Source organism: Delftia sp. JD2 (assembly GCF_001682645.1).
Classification (GTDB): Bacteria; Pseudomonadota; Gammaproteobacteria; order Burkholderiales; family Burkholderiaceae_C; genus Comamonas; species Comamonas acidovorans.
The window spans coordinates 15,195-35,139 of record NZ_LFJT01000065.1; the positions used below are offsets into that span (position 1 = coordinate 15,195).

A 19,945-nucleotide genomic window follows, 5' to 3' on the forward strand; every position below is an offset into this window, starting at 1 on the left:
TTTTCCCGGGCCCTCAGGGCCTGGCTGCTGGTGTGCGCTGCAGCCACAGGTGCCGGGCCGCCGCGAGAAGGGAGCATGCATGACGGCATGGCGATGGTTGACGGTGCTGTGGCTGTGGGCCGCCGGTGCCTGGCTGGCCTGGGGAGGCGCCCAGCTGCTGTGGGCCGGAGGCAGCGGCTACTACGTGGTGGCAGGTGTGCTGCTGTTGGCCGTGGGCCTGGGCGTGGCGCGTCGTTCGGCTGCGGCGCTGTGGCTGTTTGCACTGTGGCTGCTGGGCACCGCGCTGTGGGCGGTCTGGGAGATAGGGCTGGACTGGTGGCCGCTGGCGGGGCGCCTGGGGGTGCCCTGGTTGATGGGCCTGCTGCTGGTGCTGCCCTGGTCGGTGCGCGCGCTGCGCCATGAGCCCGACATGGGCCAGAACCGGGGCCTGGCACCAGCCCATGCGGCGCTGGCGCTGGTGGTGCTGGGCACGGCCATTCTTGCGGGCCTGTCATTCGGGCGCCAGCGCGATGCCCATGAAACCCAGGGCCAGTTTGCGGGTGCGGCCGCCGCCGCGTCGGACCTGCCGGCCGACGGCCAGATCACGGCCGTGCAGAACATGTCCATGGTGGCCTCCGATGCCGGTGGCCTGCGCAGCCCGCCGGTGCTGCAGGGCGATGCCACCGATGCCGTGCCCGATGGCGAGTGGCATGCCTATGGCCGCACCGGAGCGGGCCAGCGCTATTCGCCACTGCGCCAGATCGGCCCGCACAACGTGCGGCTGCTGCAATTGGCCTGGGAGTTCCGCACGGGCGATGTGCGCGGCAAACCCGGCGATCCCGAAGAAACCACGTTCGAGGTCACGCCGCTGAAGATCGGCGAGCGCCTGTTCCTGTGCACGCCCCACCAGTCGGTGATTGCGCTCGATGCCACCACGGGCAAGCAGCTGTGGCGGCGCGACCTGCCCATGCCCAAGGGGCTGGCGCTGCAGCATCTGACCTGCCGGGGCCTGTCCTACCAGTCGGCGCAGGCGGCCGCGCAGTTCGATGCGGCGGCAGGGCAGACGCATTCGGCGGTGGCGCCGGCTGCAAGGAAGTCCGGCGCGCAGGCCATGCCTGTACCCACCGCCGCATCCACGGCTTCGGCTTCTGCAGCCCCTGGCGATGACGGCCGCTGCACCGCCAAGCTGTTCATGGCCACGGCCGACGGCAAGGTGGTCGCGCTCAATCCCGCAGATGGCCAGACCTGCAGCAATGTGGCGGGCGGCCAGGGCCAGATCGACCTCTGGCAGGGCATGCCCGAGCGCAAGCCGGGCTCGTACTACTCGACCTCGCCGGTGGTGGTGGCGCGCGACCGCATCATCGTGGGCGGCACGGTGCTGGACAACCATTCCACGCGCGAGCCTTCGGGCGTGATCCGTGCGTTCGACATCCGCTCGGGTGCGCTGCTGTGGGCCTGGGACCCGGGGCGGCCGGGCAACAGCACGCCGCTGCCCCCGGGGCAGACCTATGTGCCCAGCTCGCCCAACAGCTGGTCCATCTCCAGCGTGGACGAGACGCTGGGCCTCGTCTTCGTGCCCATGGGCAATGCGCCGCCCGACCAATGGGGCGGGCGGCGCAGCGCCGAGGCCGAGCAGTATTCGTCCTCGGTGGTGGCGCTGGACATTGCCACGGGCGCCGTGCGCTGGGTTTTCCAGACCGTGCACCACGATCTCTGGGACTACGACGTGCCCTCGCAGCCCAGCCTGATCGACCTGGAGATCGGCGGCCACAGCGTGCCCGCCCTGGTGCAGCCCACCAAGCAGGGCGAGCTGTTCGTGCTGGACCGGCGCACGGGCCAGCCGCTGCTGCCCGTCACCGAGGTGGCTGCGCCGCAGGGCGCGGCACGCGGCGACCGCACGGCGCCCACGCAGCCGCATTCGCAACTGAGCTTCAACCCCCCGGCCCTGACCGAGCGCGACATGTGGGGCGCCAGCCCCTTCGAGCAACTGTGGTGCCGGCTGGCCTTTCGCCGCCTGCGCTACGAGGGACGCTTCACGCCGCCCTCGGAGCAGGGCTCGCTGATCTATCCGGGCAACTTCGGCGTCTTCAACTGGGGCGGCGTGGCCGTGGACCCGCGCCGGCAGGTGGTGTTTGCCACGCCTACGCGGCTGGCCTTCGTCTCCACCCTGGTGCCGCGCGCGGACGATACCTCGCTGCTGGTGCAGGATGGCGGCCCGCCCAAGGACGGCCTGCCCGCGCTCAACGAAAACTTCGGCGCACCGTTTGCGGTGCGGCTCAAGCCCTTTGTCTCGCCGCTGGGCATTCCCTGCCAGGCGCCGCCCTGGGGCTTTGTGGCGGGTGCCGACCTGCGCACGGGCCAGATCGTCTGGCAGCGCCGCAACGGCACGCCGCGTGACCTGAGCCCGCTGCCGCTGGGCTTTCGCATGGGCGTGCCCGGCATTGGCGGCCCGGTGATGACCGCTGGCGGCGTGGCCTTCTACTCAGGGGCATTGGACAACTATGTGCGCGCCTATGACGTGGACAGCGGCCGCCAGCTCTGGCAGGACCGCCTGCCCGCAGGCGGCCAGGCCACGCCCATGACCTACCTGGGCACGGACCAGCGCCAGTACCTGGTGGTGGTGGCGGGTGGGCATGGTTCGACCGGAACCAAGGCCGGGGACAGCGTGCGCGCCTATGTGCTGCCCAAGGAGGTGGCGGCGCCCTGAGCGCTCAGCGCCGTGGGGGTCTGCGCCGGGTCATGCCGATCCGGCCCGGCCCAGCATGCGCAGCACGCGCGTGACCAGCAGCGCGGCCACCCAGGCCAGTCCGCCGATCAGAAACGGCAGGCGCAGCAGCGCGCCTTGCTGGGCGAACAGCATCAGCGCGTCCGCCTTCCACAGCACGGCATAGCCCGTGTACAGGCCGTAGGCCAGCCAGGCCAGCGCCCCCAGGGCGAACAGGGCCGCCATGCGCCGGGCGCTGCGGCCATCGCGCGAATCCGCGGGCAGGGCGCGCGTGCCGTGCCAGACCCAGCCGATGGAGGCGAGCACCAGCAAGGCACTGGCTGCCACGGACAGCTGCAGCCAGGTATGGGGAGAGAGTGAGGACATCAAAAGAAAACTGCGCGCCGGCACCGTGCCGGCCGCAGCGAGTGTAGCGGCGCCGTGCTTTGCGCCGCCTGCGCGCTCAGGCCGGCTGCCAGACGGTGGCGCCGTGGCCCTGGCCGCCGCTTCCGGGCACGGCATGGATGCCCAGCACGGCCGCGTGGCGCTGCAGCAGGGCGTCGAATTGCTCGGTGCTTTCCGCCGTGGCCGGGGCGTCGTCGTATTCGCTGGCCACCTGGTCCGTGGTGAAGGAGCTTGCGCCGAACTTCTGGACGATGTTGCGCAGCTTGTCGAGATTGGGGCTGGTGGATGGGGTCATGGCAACTCCTTGGGGTCATGGACGCCTGCTGCGCTGCAGGCCTGTGGGCCAGTGTAGCCCCGGGGCCTGGGCAGGCCATCCGGGGCATCCCCGCAAAGCGGCGTAGGACTTGGAACCCGCCGTCAGCCGCCCGTGGCCACGGGGCCTGCGCTCAGCACTTCGGCCAGCGGCTTGCGGGGCGAGGGCACCTCGCGCTCGCGCAGATCGTCGGGCAGGGTGGCCGCATCGCCGCGCCAGCCCACGGCGATCACCACCTCGGGCTCCAGGTGATCGGGCAGGCGCAGCACCTCGCGTGCGGCGTCGGCCGAGAAGCCGCCCATGGCGTGCGTGGCCAGGCCCATGGCGTGGGCTTCCAGCGCCAGGTAGCCCCAGGCGCAGCCCGCGTCGAAGCTGTGCTTGCCGGGCGAGGCCTGGCGGTCGGACATCAGCACGATCAGCGCGCCCGCCTCCAGGCACCAGCGGCGGTTGAATTCGTTGGGAATGGTGCTGAAGGCCTGCCAGTTCGCATCGCCGCGCAGCGCATAGGCAAAGTGCCAGGGCTGCTTGTTGCTGGCCGAAGGCGCCCAGCGCGCGGCGTCGGCCAGTTGCTCGATCTGGGCCTGGCTCAGTGCCTCGGGCCTGAAGGCGCGCGGCGACATGCGGCCCAGGAACTGGGGATGGATGGGGGTGGTGGTGTTGCGTGTCATGCGGATAGGCGGCAAGCAGAAAGGAAAGCGGCAACGATAGCGCAAGGCCTCAGGGCTGGCGCGGTGCCTGGCCATGCTGCTGGCTGATCACGCGCAGGTGGCGCTCCATGCGGATGAAGACCAGCACCATCACCACCAGCACGAGGAATGACATCAGCATGCTCCAGAAGGCCGTCTCCACGGCGCCGAAGCGCTCCTTCCAGGAGCTGCTGCCGTGGCTGTCCTCGCCGCGCAGCGCGCGCGCCGCATTGTCCAGGGACAGCGTGTAGTTCAGCAGCACCGTGGACAGGATCTGCTGGGCCGTCTGCGCCTGCAGCCGCGGCTCCAGGGCGGCATTGCCGAAGACCTGCTCCAGCGCGGCGGGCAGGCCCTGCACATAGGCCGCATAGGCGCCCTTGCCGTGTTCCAGCTCGGCGGCCTGGGCGCGCTCGTGGATGGCGGCGGCGGTATCCACGGGCTCGACCATCCAGCCGTCTTCCTCGTCGGTGGAGGCGGCTGCGGCAGCCGCTGCATCTGCAGCCGCTGCGTCGGCCGCCGCATCCACGGCACCGGCATCGCCTTCGCGCTGGCCGCGTTCCTGGATGCGGCGCTGCACATCGGCCTCGGATGGCAGGGCGTCGCCTTGCAGCAGCGGGTGCAGCGGCGCCAGGCCCCGGGCCTGGTTGTCCCGCTCGGTGCGCTCGCGCCGCGCGGGATCCTTGTTCACGTAGGCGCGCACCAGGGCGTCGGCCTTCTGGAAGGCGGGGCGCAGCGCCGGATCGGCCAGGCGCTTTTCCATGGCGGGTTCGCCGCCGCCCGCGCCCAGGTCGCGGCTGGTTTCGTCCACGACGAACTGCAGGTCGGGCCTGGCGTCCTTCCAGTTCAATTCCTGGGCCACGGCCTGGGGCGCCTCGGCCTTGCCGGGCCTGAAGCTCTCCCAGGTCCACAGTGCCATGCCCACCAGCACGAGCAGGGAGAACACCAGCAGCACCACGCGCACCACCTGCACCAGCAGGTCCTCGATCCTGCGCAGCATGTTTGTAATCATCGGATTCCTCGGTTGGTTCGTAAAACAAGGGCGCGTCCGGCCCGCCTGCAGGCCTGTTCTGTTGCTATTGATTTGAAAGCGCCGGACACAGACGCGCGAATTCTAGGAAGGCTGCCGCGCACGGGCGCACCGGTTCTCAATGTTTTACATTTCGCGCCAATCTCGAAGTGTGCATGTGCTCCCGTGGCATGCACCGTCCTGCAATGAGTGCCTGCCGGATGGCGGGGCGTTCATGGCCGCAGGGCGCATGGTTCTCCCGCTTGCGGGCGCGCAGGCTTTGGGCCTACCGGCTGTAGCGGCTTCCCGAATCCGCTGTAATGCTCGCTCTGATTTCTGACTGACTAGAGAGGGCTCGCCCATGACCAAAACGTCGCTGGATAAATCGAAGATCAAGTTCCTGCTGCTCGAAGGCATCCACCCTTCCGCACTCGAAGTGCTGCGCAACGCGGGCTACACCAATGTGGAGACCGTGACGGGCGCGCTGGAAGGCGAGGAGCTCAAGCGCAAGATCGCCGACGTGCACTTCGTCGGCATCCGTTCGCGCACGCAGCTGACGGCCGACGTGTTCGCCGCCGCGCAAAAGCTCGTGGCCGTGGGCTGCTTTTGCATCGGCACCAACCAGGTGGACCTGGACGCGGCGCGCGAGCGCGGCGTGGTGGTCTTCAACGCGCCTTACTCCAATACGCGCTCGGTGGCCGAGCTGGTGCTGGCCGAGGCCATCCTGCTGCTGCGCGGCGTGCCCGCCAAGAACGCCTCCGCCCACCGCGGCGGCTGGCTCAAGAGCGCCGAGAATTCCTACGAAATCCGCGGCAAGACGCTGGGCATCGTGGGCTACGGCTCCATCGGCACCCAGCTGTCGGTGATGGCCGAGTCGGTGGGCATGCAGGTGCTGTTCCATGACGTGTCCACCAAGCTGCCGCTGGGCAATGCGCGCCAGGCCGCATCGCTGGCCGATCTGCTGGCCGGCAGCGACATCGTCACCCTGCACGTGCCCGAGCTGCCCTCCACCCAGTGGATGATCGGCGCCAAGGAAATCGCGGCCATGAAGCCCGGCGCCATCCTGATCAATGCCTCGCGCGGCACCGTGGTGGAAATCGAGCCGCTGGCCGAGGCCCTGAAGGCCGGCAAGCTGCTGGGCGCCGCCATCGATGTGTTCCCCACCGAGCCGCGCAGCAACAAGGATGAATTCGTCTCGCCCCTGCGCGGCCTGGACAACGTCATCCTGACCCCGCACGTGGGCGGCTCCACCATGGAGGCCCAGGCCAACATCGGCCTGGAAGTGGCCGAGAAGCTGGTCAAGTACAGCGACAACGGCACCACCACCTCGGCGGTGAACTTCCCCGAAGTGGCCCTGCCCGCCCACCCCGGCCAGAACCGCATCCTGCACGTGCACCACAACCAGCCCGGCGTGCTGTCGGCCATCAACCAGGTGTTTGCCGAGAACGGCATCAACATCGCCGGCCAGTACCTGCGCACCGACGAGAAGGTGGGCTATGTGGTGATCGACCTGGCGGCCCAGTCCTCGGGCCTGGCCGTGGAAAAGCTGACCCAGGTTCCGGGCACCATCCGCTGCCGCGTGCTGTTCTGATGGCCAGGTTTCAGGATGCTGCGCTTGGGCGCACTTCCTGAAACGGGCGCATTGCCGGGTCGCCCTATCTGCCCGGCTGCAGCAGCAGCCGCATCAGATCCGTGCGCGTGATCAGGCCGGTCAGCCGGCCTTCGCGCATCACGGGAATGCAGGGCACGCTGTGCCGGGCCAGGGCGTCCAGCAACTGGCCCACGGGCGTGTCTTCGTCCACGCTGAGTTCAGGCGCATGAACCAGCTGGGGCAGCTCCGACAGGCGGGGCGCGGCCCGGGTCTTGCCGGGCAGGCGCTGGCCCAGCCAGTTCAACAAAGAAGGTTTTGCCGCAGATTCGGTCGGGCGCACGGGGCTCATCCACAGCCACTCGTACAGCTCGGCACGGGAGACCGTGCCGGCCAGGCCGCCATCGGCGTCCAGCACCGGCAGGCTCTTGGCCGGGTGCGCGCGAAAGCGTGCGGCCACGGCGTGCACGTCGTCGTCCATGGAGCAGCTCACGGGATGGCGCGTCATCAGCTGGGCGCAGCGCACGCCGCCCAGCCGGTGCTCGATGGCGGTTTCCTCGGCGGCGGCCAGCAGCTCGGCCAGGTCATCGGCTTCCAGGTTGTTTTCCTGGCCGAAGCGCAGCAGCAGCCCTTCCAGATCGGCATGGGACAGGCCCAGGCGCGAGGCATGGCGGTGAGCCGCATCGGCGGGCGCGGCCTTGGGCGCCGTGTCGGCATGGTGGGGATAGCGCCGGCCCGTGGCGCGGTGGAGCGCCGTGGCCGCCAGGACCAGCCCCAGTGTCAGCGCGCCCACGGGCAGGAAGGGCAGCATCCAGCCGGCGGCCAGCGAGGCCTTGGCGTTGAGCACCGTCAGCAGGGCCATGGCGCCACCTGGCGGGTGCAGTGAGCGCGTCAGCAGCATGCAGCCTATGGCGCCACCCACCGCCAGCGCAGGCGCCAGCTGGGGCGGGCACCACTGCAGCACGAACAGGGCCCAGAGCGCTGACACCGTATTGCCCACCACGCAGGACCAGGGCTGGGCCAGCGGGCTGGTGGGCACGGCGAACAGCAGCACGGCCGTGGCACCCAGCGGCGCGAACAGGCGCAGGGGAAGATCCCAGGTGCCCGCATGCGCCAGCCAGACCAGGGCCGTGGCCAGCCCCATGCCCACGATGGAGCCCATGGCCACGCGCCACATGTCCGCAGGCGCGGGGCGTGGCACCACCGGCCCCCATGCTTTTCTGTTCCAGCCCATGGCCTTGTTGTCTTTTTGTCTTTGTCTGCGCGGCCCAGGGGGAGGGCTGCAAAAGCGCGTCATTTTAGGAAGGGACGCCGCTCTTGCTGGCAGCATGGGCTTTGCACTGCCTTGGTGCAAACCTGGAAGATTCAGTCCACCACGGACTGGTACACGCCCTCGCGCATCACCCAGCGGTAGGGAATGCGCTGGGCCATGGACTGCATCATGAGGATGGCGAACAAATCCTCCTTCGGGTCCACCCAGAAGAAGGTGCCGTAGATGCCGCTCCATGAAAAGTCACCCACGCTGCCCGGCAGCGGGTTGAGGCCGGGCGCCGTGCGCACCGCAAAGCCCAGGCCGAAGCCCTGACCCACCTCGGGCGAGGGCAGCTGGGCGCCGAAATACGCCATGTCCGGCCCCATGCGCACGCTGGCGGGCAGGTGGTTGGTGGTCATCAGCTCCACGGTCTTGCGAGAGACCAGGCGCACGCCGTCCAGCGTGCCGCCGTTGCACCAGAACAGGCACAGCCGCGCATAGTCGGCCATGGTCGAGACCATGCCGCCGCCGCCCGACTCGAACATCATGGCGCGCGTGACCGGGGGGATGGGCGGCATCTGTTTCTGCGGCCCTTCGGGCTGGGGCCGGGCGGCGCGTGCGATCTCGCTGTCGGGTGCATGAAAGCCCGTGTCGGCCATGCCCAGCGGCCCGGTGATGTGCTCGCGCACGAAGGCGGCCAGCGTCTGGCCGCTGACCACCTCGACCACGCGGCCCAGCACGTCGGTGGACATGCCGTATTCCCAGGTCTCGCCGGGCTGGGCCACCAGCGGCAGCTGCGCGAGCCTGGTGATGAACTGCGCATTGGTGAACTTGCCGCTGAACAGGCCCGCATCCAGGTACATCTTCTTGACGGGGTGCTCGGTGCCGGCGAATCCGTAGGGAATGCCGGAGGTGTGGCGCAGCAGGTCCTGCAGCGTGATGGGCCGCGCCAGCGGCGCGCGCTCCAGGCCCACGCGCAGCGCGGCCAGCTCGGGCAGGTACTGCTCCACGGGCTCGATGATGGACAGCCGCCCCTGCTCGGCCAGCATCATGATGGCCAGCGAGGTGATGGGCTTGCTCATGGAGGCGATGCGGAAGATGGCATCGGGCCGCATGGCCGTGCCGGCCTCGGGGTCCAGCAGGCCGAAGCTCTCCAGGTAGGCCAGCTTGCCGCGCCGCGCCACCAGGGCCACGGCGCCCGGGATCTCGCCGGTGTCCACGCCGCGCTGCAGCCGGGCCGACAGGCGCGCCAGGCGCGCGCTGCCCAGGCCCACGGTTTCAGGGGAGTCGGCCCAGGGCAGGCCGGGGATGTGCAGGCGGTCGGTGCTGGCGGTCATGGAGTCTCCTGTGGTGTGCGCCGATTGTTCCGGCAGATGGCCTGGTGCGCTGTTGGCTGCGGGACAGCGGCGTGCGGGTGCAGCGGGCATGCCGCCGCTAAACTGGCCCGCAGGAGACAACGACACCATGAAGCAGATCATTCTGGCCGCCGCAGCCTGCGCGGCCGCCGCCTTTGCCATGCCGGCCAGCGCCGCCTATCCCGACAAGCCCATCCGCCTGGTCGTGCCCTTCCCGCCCGGGCAGGCCACGGACATCTTTGCGCGCGCGCTGGCTGAAAAGCTCGCCCAGAAGCTGGGCCAGCCGCTGGTGGTGGAGAACAAGGCCGGGGCCGGCAGCAACATCGGCAGCGAGCAGGTGGTGCGCAGCCCGGCCGACGGCTACACGCTGCTCGTGGCCGGCAGTGCCATGGCCGTGAACCAGACGCTGTACAAGAAGGTGAATTTCGACCCGCGCACCGACCTGGTGGGCATCACGCTGATCGCCAAGGTGCCGCTGGTGTTCCTGGCGCACCCGGGTGCGGGCATCCAATCCATGAAAGATCTGGTGGCCAAGGCGCGTGCCGAGCCGGGCCGCTGGAACTACGCCAGCGCCGGCATCGGCGGCACCCAGCACCTGAGCGCCGAGATGGTCAAGGCGCGCGCCAAGATACAGATAGAGCACATCCCCTACAAGGGCAGCGGCCCCGCGCAGGCGGACTTCGTGGGCGGCCAGGTGCCGCTGATGGTGGATTCGGTGACGGCCGCCCTGCCCAATATCCAGGCGGGCAAGGCCGTGCCGCTGGGCGTGACCTCCAGCGCCCGCTCCAGCCAGCTGCCCGAGGTGCCGGCCATTGCCGAATCGGGCCTGCCCGAGTTCCGGGGCTTCGAGGCCGTGGGCTGGCTGGGCCTGATGGCCCCCAAGGGCACGCCGCAGGAAGTGATCGACCGGCTCAACCGCGAGGCCGTGGCCATCCTGCGCAGCCCCGAGATGCGCAAGTTCATCAGCGACCGGGGATCGGAGGCTGCGCCCACCACGCCCCGCGAGATGGATGCCTTCGTGGCCTCGGAGATCACGCAGTGGGGCCAGGCCGTGCGCCAGTCGGGCGCCTCGGTGGATTGAGGCAGGCGCCCCCCCGGAGCGCGTGGGGGCGCCCGCTGCGGCCGGTCAGGCCAGCTTGGCCTTGAGCAGCTCGTTGACCTGCGTCGGGTTGGCCTTGCCCTTGGAGGCCTTCATGACCTGGCCGACCAGGGCGTTGAAGGCCTTGTCCTTGCCTGCGCGGTACTGCTCCACGTTGGCCGGGTTGGCGGCGATCACCTCGTCGATGATCTTCTCCATGGCGCCCGTGTCGTTCATCTGCTTGAGGCCCTTGGCCTCGATGATGGCATCGACATCGCTGCCTTCACCGCTCCACAGCGCCTCGAAGACCTGCTTGGCGGCGTTGTTGGAGATGGTGCCGTCGCCGATGCGCTGTATCAGCGCGGCCAGCTGGGCGCTGGAGACCTTGGCGGCCTCCATGCCGATTTCCTCGGTGTTCAGGCGGCGCGAGATCTCGCCCATGATCCAGTTGCTGGCCAGCTTGGGCGCATTGCAGGCCCGGGCCGTGTCCTCGAAGTAGGCGGCCATGGCCTGGCTTTGCGTCAGCGTGGTGGCGTCGTACTCGGGCAGGGCGTACTGCTCGACAAAGCGCGCGGCCATGGCGCGCGGCAGCTCGGGCATGTCGGCCCTGACCTGTTCCACCCACTCGGGCGCGACCACCAGCGGCGGCAGGTCCGGGTCGGGGAAGTAGCGGTAGTCGGCCGCATCTTCCTTGGTGCGCATGGAGCGCGTCTCGCCCGTGTCGGGGTCGAACAGCACGGTGGCCTGCTGGATGCGGCGGCCGTCCTCGATTTCCTCGATCTGCCAGCGGATCTCGTAGTCGATGGCCAGCTGCATGTTCTTGAAGCTGTTGAGGTTCTTGATCTCGCGGCGCGTGCCCAGCGGCTGGCCGGGCTTGCGCACGGAGACGTTGGCGTCGCAGCGAAAGCTCCCTTCCTGCATGTTGCCGTCGCAGATGCCGATCCAGGTCACGATCTGGTGCAGCGTCTTGGCGTAGGCCACGGCTTCTTCCGTGCTGCGGATGTCGGGCTCGGTCACGATCTCCAGCAGCGGCGTGCCGGCGCGGTTCAGATCGATGCCCGACTGGCCGATGAAGTCCTCGTGCAGCGACTTGCCGGCGTCTTCCTCCAGGTGGGCGCGCACCAGGCGGATGGTCTTCTTCTCGTCGCCGAGGAAGAAGGACACTTCGCCGCCCTGGACCACGGGAATCTCGAACTGCGAGATCTGGTAGCCCTTGGGCAGGTCGGGGTAGAAGTAGTTCTTGCGCGCGAAGATGCTGCGCGGCGCAATGTGCGAGCCCAGCGCCAGGCCGAGCCGGATGGCGCACTCGACGGCCTTTTTGTTCATCACCGGCAGCGTGCCGGGCAGCGCCATGTCCACGGCGCAGGCCTGGGTGTTGGGCTCGGCGCCGAAGGCGGTGCTGGCGCGGCTGAAGATCTTGGACTGGGTGGCCAGCTGGGCGTGGGTCTCGAAGCCGATGACGACTTCATAGCCCTGGATGAGTTTCGCGGTCATGGGGTATCAGATGCCCTTCGGAGCTTGAAGGTGGAAGTCGGTGGCCTGCTGGAAGCGGTGGGCGGCGTTGAGCAACTGGCCTTCCTTGAAGTAGTTGCCGATCAGCTGCAGGCCCACGGGCATGCCGGCCTCGCCAAAGCCTGCGGGCACGCTCATGCCGGGCAGGCCGGCCAGCGATGCGGGCAGCGTGAAGATGTCGGCCAGGTAGTTGGCCAGCGGGTCGCTCTTTCCGCCCAGCTGCCAGGCCACGGTGGGCGCGGCGGGGCCGGCGATCACGTCGCACTGCTGGAAGGCGGTCTGGAAGTCGTCGGCGATCATGCGGCGGATCTTCTGCGCCTGCAGGTAGTAGGCGTCGTAGTAGCCCTCGGACAGCACATAGGCGCCGATCATGATGCGGCGCTTGACCTCGTCGCCAAAGCCCTGGGCGCGGGTCTTCTTGTACATGTCCACCAGGTCCGTGTAGTCCTTGGCGCGGTGGCCGAACTTCACGCCATCGAAGCGCGACAGGTTGGACGACGCCTCGGCCGGGGCCAGGATGTAGTACACGGGAATCGACAGCTCGGTGCGCGGCAGCGAGATCGGCACCAGGCGGGCGCCCAGCTTCTCGTATTCCTTGAGGGCGCCATCCACGGCGGCGCGCACGTCGGCCGACAGGCCTTCGCCGAAGAACTCGGCAGGGATGCCGATGCGCAGGCCTTCGATGCCGTCGTTCAGGCGGGCCGTGAAGTCCTCGGCCGGCACGTCCAGGCTGGTGGAGTCGCGGTCCAGGTCGGGGCCGCACATCTCGGACAGCAGCAGGGCGCAGTCCTCGGCGCTCTTGCCCATGGGACCGGCCTGGTCCAGGCTGGAGGCGAAGGCGATCATGCCGTAGCGGCTGGCGCGGCCATAGGTGGGCTTGATGCCGGTGATGCCGCAAAACGATGCGGGCTGGCGGATGGAGCCGCCCGTGTCGGTGCCGGTGACGGCGGGCGCCAGGCCGGCGGCCACGGCCACGGCCGAGCCGCCCGAGGAGCCGCCGGGCACGCGGTCCGTGTTCCAGGGGTTGCGCACGGGCGCGGGGGCATCGAAGCCCACGGGCGCGATGGCCGAGTTCTCGTTGGCCGAGCCCATGGCGAATTCATCGCAGTTGAGCTTGCCCAGCGTCACGGCGCCGGCCTCGGCCAGGCGCGTCACCACGGTGGCGTCGAAGGGCGAGCGGTAGCCGGCCAGCATCTTGCTGGAGGCCGTGGTCGGGAAGTCGCGCGTGACAAAGATGTCCTTGTGCGCAATGGGCACGCCAGCCAGGCGGCCGCCCTTGCCCTGGGCAATCAGGGCGTCGGCAGCGCGGGCCTGGGCCAGGGTGGCCTCTTCGTCGATGCTGACGAAGGCGCCCAGGTTCTGGTGTGCCTGGGCGCGGGCCAGGAAATGCTGGGCGGCTTCGACGGCGCCGAGCTTGCGCTCGCGCAGCAGGGCCGACAGGGCCGACACGCCGAGCGTGTGCAGATCAGTGGTTTGCTGGGTCATGTATGGGGTGCGGAAAACGGGGACGGATGCCAGTGACGAGGGCGCGCGGCGCTTACTCGATCACCTTGGGGACCAGGAACAGGCCGCGCTCGACGGCCGGTGCGCTGCGCTGGTTGGCGTCGCGCTGGTCGGGCTCGCTGGCAATGTCCTCGCGAAGACGCAGGGCAATGTCCTGGATGGCGGCGACCGGATGTGACAGCGGGCTGACGCCTGAAGTATCCACAGCCTGCATCTTCTCCACGATGCCGAAAAAATCATTGAGCTGGCCTAGCATGCGCTCACTCTCGGTGGAGGAGAGCTCAAGTCGTGCCAGGTTCGCGATGCGTGCGATGTCTTGTGCGTTCAGTGCCATAGGATTTTTGAAGGGGGCAACGGGATGTAAACCCGTATTTCAAGCCCCGGCAGTAGAAGTTATTCACAGGGGATACGGTATTATCTCGGCTTTGCCGCAATACCCTCTCCGAGCCGGTCATTGTGCGAAAAGCCAACCCCATCCAGACTCCCTAACTTTCATCCCGGCGATGGCAGGCCGACGAGCATGCCGTGCCTGAGAGGACTCTCGTAATGTTCGGAGCTTTCCGTCGGTATTTCTCCACCGACCTTGCCATTGATCTTGGCACAGCCAACACCCTGATTTTCGCCCGCGACAAGGGCATTGTTCTGGACGAACCCTCCGTTGTCGCCATCCGCCACGAAGGCGGGCCGCACGGCAAGAAGGTGATCCAGGCGGTGGGCCGCGAGGCCAAGGCCATGCTGGGCAAGGTGCCCGGCAACATCGAGGCCATCCGCCCGATGAAGGACGGCGTGATTGCCGACTTCGTCATCACGGAGCAGATGATCAAGCAGTTCATCAAGATGGTGCATCCGCGCTCGGTGCTCACGCCCAGCCCGCGCATCATCATCTGCGTGCCCTGCGGCTCCACCCAGGTCGAGCGCCGCGCCATCAAGGACGCGGCCGAGGCGGCAGGCGCCACCTCCGTCTACCTGATCGAGGAACCCATGGCCGCCGGCATCGGCGCCGGCCTGCCGGTGTCCGAGGCTTCGGGCTCCATGGTGGTGGACATCGGTGGCGGCACCACCGAAGTCGGCGTGATCTCGCTGGGCGGCATGGTCTACAAGGGCTCCGTGCGCGTGGGCGGCGACAAGTTCGACGAAGCCATCATCAGCTACATCCGCCGCAACTACGGCATGCTGATCGGCGAGCCCACGGCCGAGTCCATCAAGAAGAACATCGGCTCGGCCTTCCCCGGCTCCGAAGTCAAGGAGATGGAAGTCAAGGGCCGCAACCTCTCCGAAGGCGTGCCGCGCAGCTTCACCATCTCGTCCAACGAGGTGCTGGAAGCCCTGACGGATCCGCTCAACCAGATCGTCAGCGCCGTCAAGAACGCGCTGGAGCAGACACCGCCCGAGCTGGGCGCCGACATTGCCGAGCGCGGCATGATGCTCACCGGCGGCGGCGCGCTGCTGCGTGACCTGGACCGCCTGCTGGCCGAAGAAACCGGCCTGCCCGTGCTGGTGGCCGAAGAGCCGCTGACCTGCGTGGTGCGCGGCTGCGGCATGGCGCTGGAGACCATGGACCGCCAGGGCAGCATCTTCACCAGCGACTGATGCGGCGCAGGCCGGGGCCCGTTGTCGCGGGCCCGGGGCCGCAGCCGTCTGACTGCAACGATTTTTCTCCCCCTTCCGTGGTGACCTGCATGCTTGCCCTGCCTTCCTTCGCACCGGGACCGGCCCGTGCTTTCCAGGCTGCAGCAAGTGCGGCAGGGCAGGCCCTGCCACGCGGGAGGGCGGCATGAATCCCAATACCCTGGACCACTCGGCGCCCTCGCTATTCAAGCGGCGGCCTTCGCGGGTCTCGCAACTGGCTCTTTACAGCGCCCTGGCGCTGTTTCTGATGGTGGCCGACGCGCGTTTCAGGATCACCGATCCCGTGCGCGTGGCCGTGGCCACCGTGCTGTACCCCGTGCAATGGGTGATGCTCAAGCCGGTGCAGGCCGTGCACGACGCCAGCCGCTACCTGGGCTCGCTGGACGATGCCCAGGCCCGCGAACAGGCCGCGCGCAAGGAACTGGTGGCCATGGCCCAGCGTGCATCGCTGGCCGACGAGCTGATCCAGGAAAACGACCACCTGCGCGAGCTTCTGCAGCTGCGCGATCGCCTCACCACGCCCGGCACCGCTGCCGAGGTGGTCTACGACAGCCCCGACCTCTATACGCGCCGCGTGGTCATCGACCGCGGCCAGGTGGATGGCATCGACCAGGGCTCTCCCGTGCTCGATGAAAAGGGCGTGGTCGGCCAGGTCACGCGCGTATATCCGCTGCGTGCCGAGGTCACCCTGCTCATCGACCGCGACCAGGCCATTCCCGTCTTCAACCCGCGCACCGGCGCGCGCAGCGTGGCCTATGGCGATCCGTCGCCGCTGCGCACCGGCGGCATCGAGCTGCGCTTCATGCCCAGCAATGCCGATGTCCAGGAAGGCGACCTGCTGACCACCAGCGGCGTCGATGGCCTGTACCCGCCGGGCCTGCCCGTGGCCAAGGTGGTCTCGGTGGAGCGCCGCGCCGACTCGGCCTTCTCGCGCATCTACTGCGAGCCCGTGGGCCGCGTGCAGGGCGTGCGCCACGTGGTGGTGCTCAAGCCGCTGGACCGCGCCACCCACCCCGAGGCCGAAGGCGCCGCAGAACCCCTGCGCGCCGGCAAGGGCAAGGAAAAAGACAAGGGCAAGGAAAAAGACAAGGCCAAGGACGGCAAGGGCAAGGAAGCCTCCAAGGACGGCAAGGCCGGCAAGACAGATGCACCGGCCACGCCTGCCGCACCCGCTGCTCCCGCCGCACCCGCCTCCGCCAGGAAGGAGCCCGCATGATCATGCCGCGCGGCCAGCAGCTGCTGCTGCCGGTCAACCCCCTGTTCATCGTCGTCAGCCTGCTGGCGGCGCTGGCACTCAACATGCTGCCGCTGGGCCGCCAGGCCTGGCAGCCCGACCTGCTGATGGTGCTGCTGGCCTTCTGGGCGCTGAACCAGCCCCAGCGCGTGGGCATGGGCGTGGCCTTTTTGCTGGGCCTGTGCATGGATGTGGACCGCTCCTCCCTGCTGGGCCAGCATGCGCTGGCCTATGCGCTGCTGGTGTTCGCGGCCGGCGCCATGGGCCGGCGCCTGTCCTGGTTCTCCACGCCCGTGCAGGCGCTGCACCTGCTGCCCCTGTTCGCCGTCGTGCACGGCCTGCAGGTGCTGCTGCGCATGGTGGCCGGCGGCATCGTGCCCGGCCCGCTGGTGGTGGTGGCTCCCCTGATCGAGGCCCTGCTGTGGCCCCTGGTCAGCGGCCTGCTGCTGGCGCCGCAGCGCCGCCCGCCGGACAGTGACGAGAACCGTCCCCTGTGAGGCTTGACGCGTGATGGAAATCCGCAATACAGAAGCCGAGCTGCAGCGATTCAGGCTGCGCGCATGGGTGATGAGCGTGGTGGTGCTGCTGGCCTTCGGGCTGGTGGTGGCTCGCTTGCTGGTGCTGCAGGTGCAGCGCCATGAGGAGCTGGCCGAGCGCGCCGAAAGCAATCGCACGGCCGTGGTGCCCATCGTGCCCAACCGGGGCCAGATCCTGGACCGCAACGGCGTGGTGCTGGCCACCAACTACTCGGCCTATACGCTGGAGATCATGCCCTCGCGCGCGGGCAACCTTGAAGAGACCATCGACGGCCTGGCCGAGATCGTCGAGATCACGCCGCGCGACCGGCGCAAGTTCAAGCGCCTGGTGGATGATTCCCGCAGCTTCGACTCCCTGCCCATCCGCACGCGCCTGACCGATGACGAGGTCGCGCGCTTCGCCGCGCAGCGCTACCGCTTCCCGGGCGTGGACATCAAGGCGCGGCTGTTCCGCACCTACCCCATGCAGGACACGGCCAGCCACGTCATCGGCTACATAGGCCGCATCAACCAGCGCGAGAAGGAAGCACTGGAAGACTCCGACGACGCCGCCAACTACCGGGGCACCGACGTCATCGGCAAGCTGGGCGTGGAGCAGAGCTACGAAACCGACCTGCACGGCCAGACCGGCTGGGAAGAAATGGAAACCTCGGCCGGTGGCCATGCCGTGCGCAAGCTCGGCAGCCGCCCCGCCACGCCCGGCGACAGCCTGGTGCTGTCGCTGGACATCAAGCTGCAGCGCATGGTGGAGGAGCTGTACGGCGACCGCCGTGGCGCCCTGGTGGCCATCGATCCGCGCAGCGGCGAGCTGCTGGCCATGGTCAGCCGCCCGACCTTCGACCTGAATCTCTTCGTCGATGGCATCGACCAGGAAAGCTGGGCCGCGCTCAACGAATCCATCAACCGCCCGCTGCTCAACCGCGCGCTGCGGGGCACCTATCCGCCAGGCTCCACCTACAAGCCCTTCATGGCGATTGCCGCGCTGGAGTCGGGCAAGCGCCGTCCCGACACCACCATCATGGACAACGGCAGCTGGACCTTCGGCGGCCACACCTTCCGCTCGGGACACCCCAACGGGCCGACCAACCTGCGCCGCTCCATCATCAAGTCGTCCAACGTGTACTACTACATGCTGGCCAACGACATGGGCGTGGACATGATCCACGACTACATGAAGCCGCTGGGCTTCGGCCAGATCACCGGCATCGACGTGCGCGGCGAGGCGCGCGGCGTGCTGCCCAGCACCGAGTGGAAGCGCAACACCTACAAGCGGCCCGAGCAGAAGAAGTGGTACGCGGGCGAGACCATCTCGCTGGGCATCGGCCAGGGCTACAACAACTTCACCATCCTGCAGCTGGCCAACGCCATGTCCACGCTGGCGGCCAAGGGCGTCAAGCACCGGCCCCACCTGGCCGTGGGACGTGTCGATGCCGTGACGCAGCAGTTCTCGGCCATCAACAAGGACCCCGGCACCAGCATGGGCTACAAGCCCGAGAACGTGGAAGCCGTGCGCGCCGCCGTGGCCGCCGTGACGGTGGAGGGCACCTCGCGCGGCATCTTCGGCAACGCGCCCTACACCTCCACCGGCAAGACCGGCACGGCCCAGGCCGTGGGCGTGCGCCAGAACGAGAAGTACAACGCCTCGCGCCTGTCCGAGTTCCAGCGCGACCACTCGCTGTACATCGCCTACGCGCCGGCCGACAACCCCACCATCGCCGTTGCCGTCATCGTGGAGAACGCCGGCTTCGGCGCCGCCGCCGCCGCGCCGCTGGCACGCCGCGTGTTCGACTACTGGCTGCTGGGCCGCTACCCCAGCCTGGAGGACATGGCCGCCATGCGCAAGGGCCAGGCCGGCGTGCCCATAGGCGCCCCGCGCCGCGTCTCCGAAATCACGCTGGACGCAGAAACCGTGAACCTGCCCGGCCTGCCGCGCTACGAGCCGCCCGAGGCATCGGTGCCCGTGGCATCCAACCGCGCTGCCGCGCTGCCGCCGCCGTCTGCTGGCGAGCTGGAGGATTGAGAAAGCAAAAGAGCCGGCATTGCCGGCTCTTTGTTTTCTTGAGCAGCCTGCGTGCGCAGGCCCAGGCCTCAATGCCCCATGCGCCCGATGAACGCAGCGATCCGCTCGCTGGCCGGGTTGCCGAAGAACTCGGCCGGTGGGGCCTCGTGGGCGATGCAGCCCTGGTCGAAGAACATCACGCGGTCGGCGACCTCGCGGGCGAAGCCCATTTCGTGGGTGACCACGATCATGGTCATGCCGCCGCGTGCCAGCTCGCGCATCACGTCCAGCACCTCCTGCACCATCTCCGGGTCCAGCGCGCTGGTGGGCTCGTCGAACAGCATCACCTGCGGCTCCATGGCCAGGGCGCGGGCAATGGCCACGCGCTGCTGCTGGCCGCCCGACAGCTGCCACGGGTACTTGTGGGCATGGGCCTGCATGCCCACGCGCTCCAGCAGGGCCATGGCCTTGGCATTGGCCTGGGCGCGCGGCGTTTTGTGAATGCGGCGCGGCGCCAGGGTCACGTTGTCCAGCACCGTCATGTGGCCGAACAGATTGAACTGCTGGAACACCATGCCCACTTCGCAGCGCTGCTTTTGCAGCGTGGCTTCGTTGTCGGTGACTTCGACGCCGTCGATGGTGATGCGCCCGCCGTCGTGCGGCTCCAGCCGGTTGATGGCGCGCAGCAGCGTGGACTTGCCCGAGCCCGAGGCGCCGATGATCACCGTCACCTCTCCCGTGCAGAACTGCGTGGAAACGCCCTTGAGCACCTGGTGGCTGCCGAAGGACTTGGTGACCTTCTCGGCCACGATGTAGGGCATGCCCCGTGCCAGCTTGTCGGCGCTCATTTGTGGCGGCCCTCCACGTCGAAGCGGTACTCCACGGCAGCCGTGACCTGGGTCACCAGCGTGGTCAGCACCAGGTAGGTCACGCCCACGGTGACCAGGGTCTCCACGGGCTGGAAGGTGGCCGACTGGATGCGGTTGCCCACATTGGTCAGCTCCACCACGCCGATGGCGTACGCCAGCGACGAATCCTTGAGCAGTGCCACGAAGTTGCTCACCAGCGGCGGCAGCGAGATCTTGAAGGCCTGCGGGAACACCACGTCCATGAAGACGCAGATGCGCGGCAGGCCCAGGGCGCGTGCGGCCTCGGCCTGGCCGCGC

General features: G+C 68.7%; 18 protein-coding genes. 7 read left to right on the forward strand and 11 right to left on the reverse strand.

Going from position 1 to position 19,945, the window contains the following annotated elements; translation table 11 throughout:
* Positions 1-79: 79 nt before the first annotated feature.
* Positions 80-2,686 (forward strand): membrane-bound PQQ-dependent dehydrogenase, glucose/quinate/shikimate family, encoded by a 2,607-nt coding sequence (locus tag ACM14_RS25300; protein WP_065347693.1) that lies wholly within the window; start codon positions 80-82, stop codon positions 2,684-2,686.
* Positions 2,687-2,716: 30 nt separating this feature from the next.
* Here ACM14_RS25300 and ACM14_RS25305 read toward each other — a convergent pair whose 3' ends face one another.
* The 4 genes from ACM14_RS25305 to ACM14_RS25320 form a co-directional block, all read right to left on the reverse strand.
* A complete protein-coding gene (locus ACM14_RS25305) occupies positions 2,717-3,070 on the reverse strand; it encodes a hypothetical protein (protein WP_065347694.1) in 354 nt (117 codons plus the stop codon).
* 76 nt (positions 3,071-3,146) lie between these two features.
* A complete protein-coding gene (locus ACM14_RS25310; RefSeq protein ID WP_013800215.1) occupies positions 3,147-3,383 on the reverse strand; it encodes a hypothetical protein in 237 nt (78 codons plus the stop codon).
* A 122-nt stretch (positions 3,384-3,505) separates the two neighbouring features.
* On the reverse strand, positions 3,506-4,069 hold the full coding sequence (locus tag ACM14_RS25315; protein ID WP_065347702.1) for a nitroreductase family protein: 564 nt from the start codon (positions 4,067-4,069) through the stop codon (positions 3,506-3,508).
* A gap of 49 nt (positions 4,070-4,118) precedes the next feature.
* Positions 4,119-5,096, reverse strand: coding sequence for a hypothetical protein (locus ACM14_RS25320; RefSeq protein ID WP_065347695.1), 978 nt, complete (start codon positions 5,094-5,096; stop codon positions 4,119-4,121).
* A 358-nt stretch (positions 5,097-5,454) separates the two neighbouring features.
* Here ACM14_RS25320 and serA point away from each other — a divergent pair, with 358 nt between their 5' ends.
* Positions 5,455-6,684: a phosphoglycerate dehydrogenase gene (gene serA / locus ACM14_RS25325; RefSeq protein ID WP_012202286.1), complete on the forward strand. Its 1,230-nt coding sequence runs from the start codon at positions 5,455-5,457 to the stop codon at positions 6,682-6,684.
* 64 nt (positions 6,685-6,748) lie between these two features.
* Here the strand turns inward: serA and ACM14_RS25330 are convergent, their stop codons facing one another.
* Together ACM14_RS25330 and ACM14_RS25335 are read right to left on the reverse strand one after the other, a co-directional pair.
* Positions 6,749-7,915, reverse strand: coding sequence for an HPP family protein (locus ACM14_RS25330; protein ID WP_065347696.1), 1,167 nt, complete (start codon positions 7,913-7,915; stop codon positions 6,749-6,751).
* A gap of 131 nt (positions 7,916-8,046) precedes the next feature.
* Positions 8,047-9,270: a serine hydrolase gene (locus ACM14_RS25335; protein ID WP_012202288.1), complete on the reverse strand. Its 1,224-nt coding sequence runs from the start codon at positions 9,268-9,270 to the stop codon at positions 8,047-8,049.
* A 127-nt stretch (positions 9,271-9,397) separates the two neighbouring features.
* On the opposite strand from ACM14_RS25335, the gene ACM14_RS25340 reads away from it, so the two are divergent.
* Positions 9,398-10,369: a tripartite tricarboxylate transporter substrate binding protein gene (locus ACM14_RS25340; RefSeq protein WP_065347697.1), complete on the forward strand. Its 972-nt coding sequence runs from the start codon at positions 9,398-9,400 to the stop codon at positions 10,367-10,369.
* Between the two features lie 45 nt (positions 10,370-10,414).
* Here the strand turns inward: ACM14_RS25340 and gatB are convergent, their stop codons facing one another.
* From gatB to gatC, 3 genes are read right to left on the reverse strand one after another with little or no spacing between them, the layout of a single operon-like run.
* On the reverse strand, positions 10,415-11,860 hold the full coding sequence (gene gatB / locus ACM14_RS25345) for an Asp-tRNA(Asn)/Glu-tRNA(Gln) amidotransferase subunit GatB (protein WP_065347698.1): 1,446 nt from the start codon (positions 11,858-11,860) through the stop codon (positions 10,415-10,417).
* Positions 11,861-11,866: 6 nt separating this feature from the next.
* Positions 11,867-13,363 carry an Asp-tRNA(Asn)/Glu-tRNA(Gln) amidotransferase subunit GatA gene (gene gatA, locus ACM14_RS25350; RefSeq protein WP_065347699.1) on the reverse strand — a complete coding sequence of 499 codons (1,497 nt, stop codon included), beginning with the start codon at positions 13,361-13,363 and terminating at the stop codon, positions 11,867-11,869.
* Between the two features lie 52 nt (positions 13,364-13,415).
* Positions 13,416-13,715 carry an Asp-tRNA(Asn)/Glu-tRNA(Gln) amidotransferase subunit GatC gene (gene gatC, locus ACM14_RS25355; RefSeq protein ID WP_012202292.1) on the reverse strand — a complete coding sequence of 100 codons (300 nt, stop codon included), beginning with the start codon at positions 13,713-13,715 and terminating at the stop codon, positions 13,416-13,418.
* Between the two features lie 212 nt (positions 13,716-13,927).
* Between gatC and ACM14_RS25360 the strand changes: the two genes are divergently transcribed.
* From ACM14_RS25360 to mrdA, 4 genes are all read left to right on the forward strand, one after another.
* A complete protein-coding gene (locus ACM14_RS25360; RefSeq protein ID WP_012202293.1) occupies positions 13,928-14,971 on the forward strand; it encodes a rod shape-determining protein in 1,044 nt (347 codons plus the stop codon).
* Positions 14,972-15,155: 184 nt separating this feature from the next.
* The gene (gene mreC, locus ACM14_RS25365; RefSeq protein ID WP_012202294.1) at positions 15,156-16,226 is read left to right on the forward strand and encodes a rod shape-determining protein MreC; all 1,071 of its coding nucleotides are present in this window, start codon (positions 15,156-15,158) and stop codon (positions 16,224-16,226) included.
* A complete protein-coding gene (mreD, locus tag ACM14_RS25370) occupies positions 16,223-16,741 on the forward strand; it encodes a rod shape-determining protein MreD (RefSeq protein WP_013800223.1) in 519 nt (172 codons plus the stop codon). The genes mreC and mreD overlap by 4 nt, the downstream gene beginning before the upstream one ends.
* Before the next feature lie 13 nt (positions 16,742-16,754).
* On the forward strand, positions 16,755-18,800 hold the full coding sequence (gene mrdA / locus ACM14_RS25375; protein ID WP_043821858.1) for a penicillin-binding protein 2: 2,046 nt from the start codon (positions 16,755-16,757) through the stop codon (positions 18,798-18,800).
* A gap of 68 nt (positions 18,801-18,868) precedes the next feature.
* Here mrdA and ACM14_RS25380 read toward each other — a convergent pair whose 3' ends face one another.
* Entirely contained in the window at positions 18,869-19,627 is a 759-nt protein-coding gene (locus ACM14_RS25380) for an amino acid ABC transporter ATP-binding protein (RefSeq protein WP_012202297.1), read from the reverse strand.
* The coding region (locus tag ACM14_RS25385; RefSeq protein WP_139093496.1) for an ABC transporter permease subunit at positions 19,624-19,945 on the reverse strand (322 nt) is incomplete at its 5' end. The genes ACM14_RS25380 and ACM14_RS25385, both read right to left, overlap by 4 nt.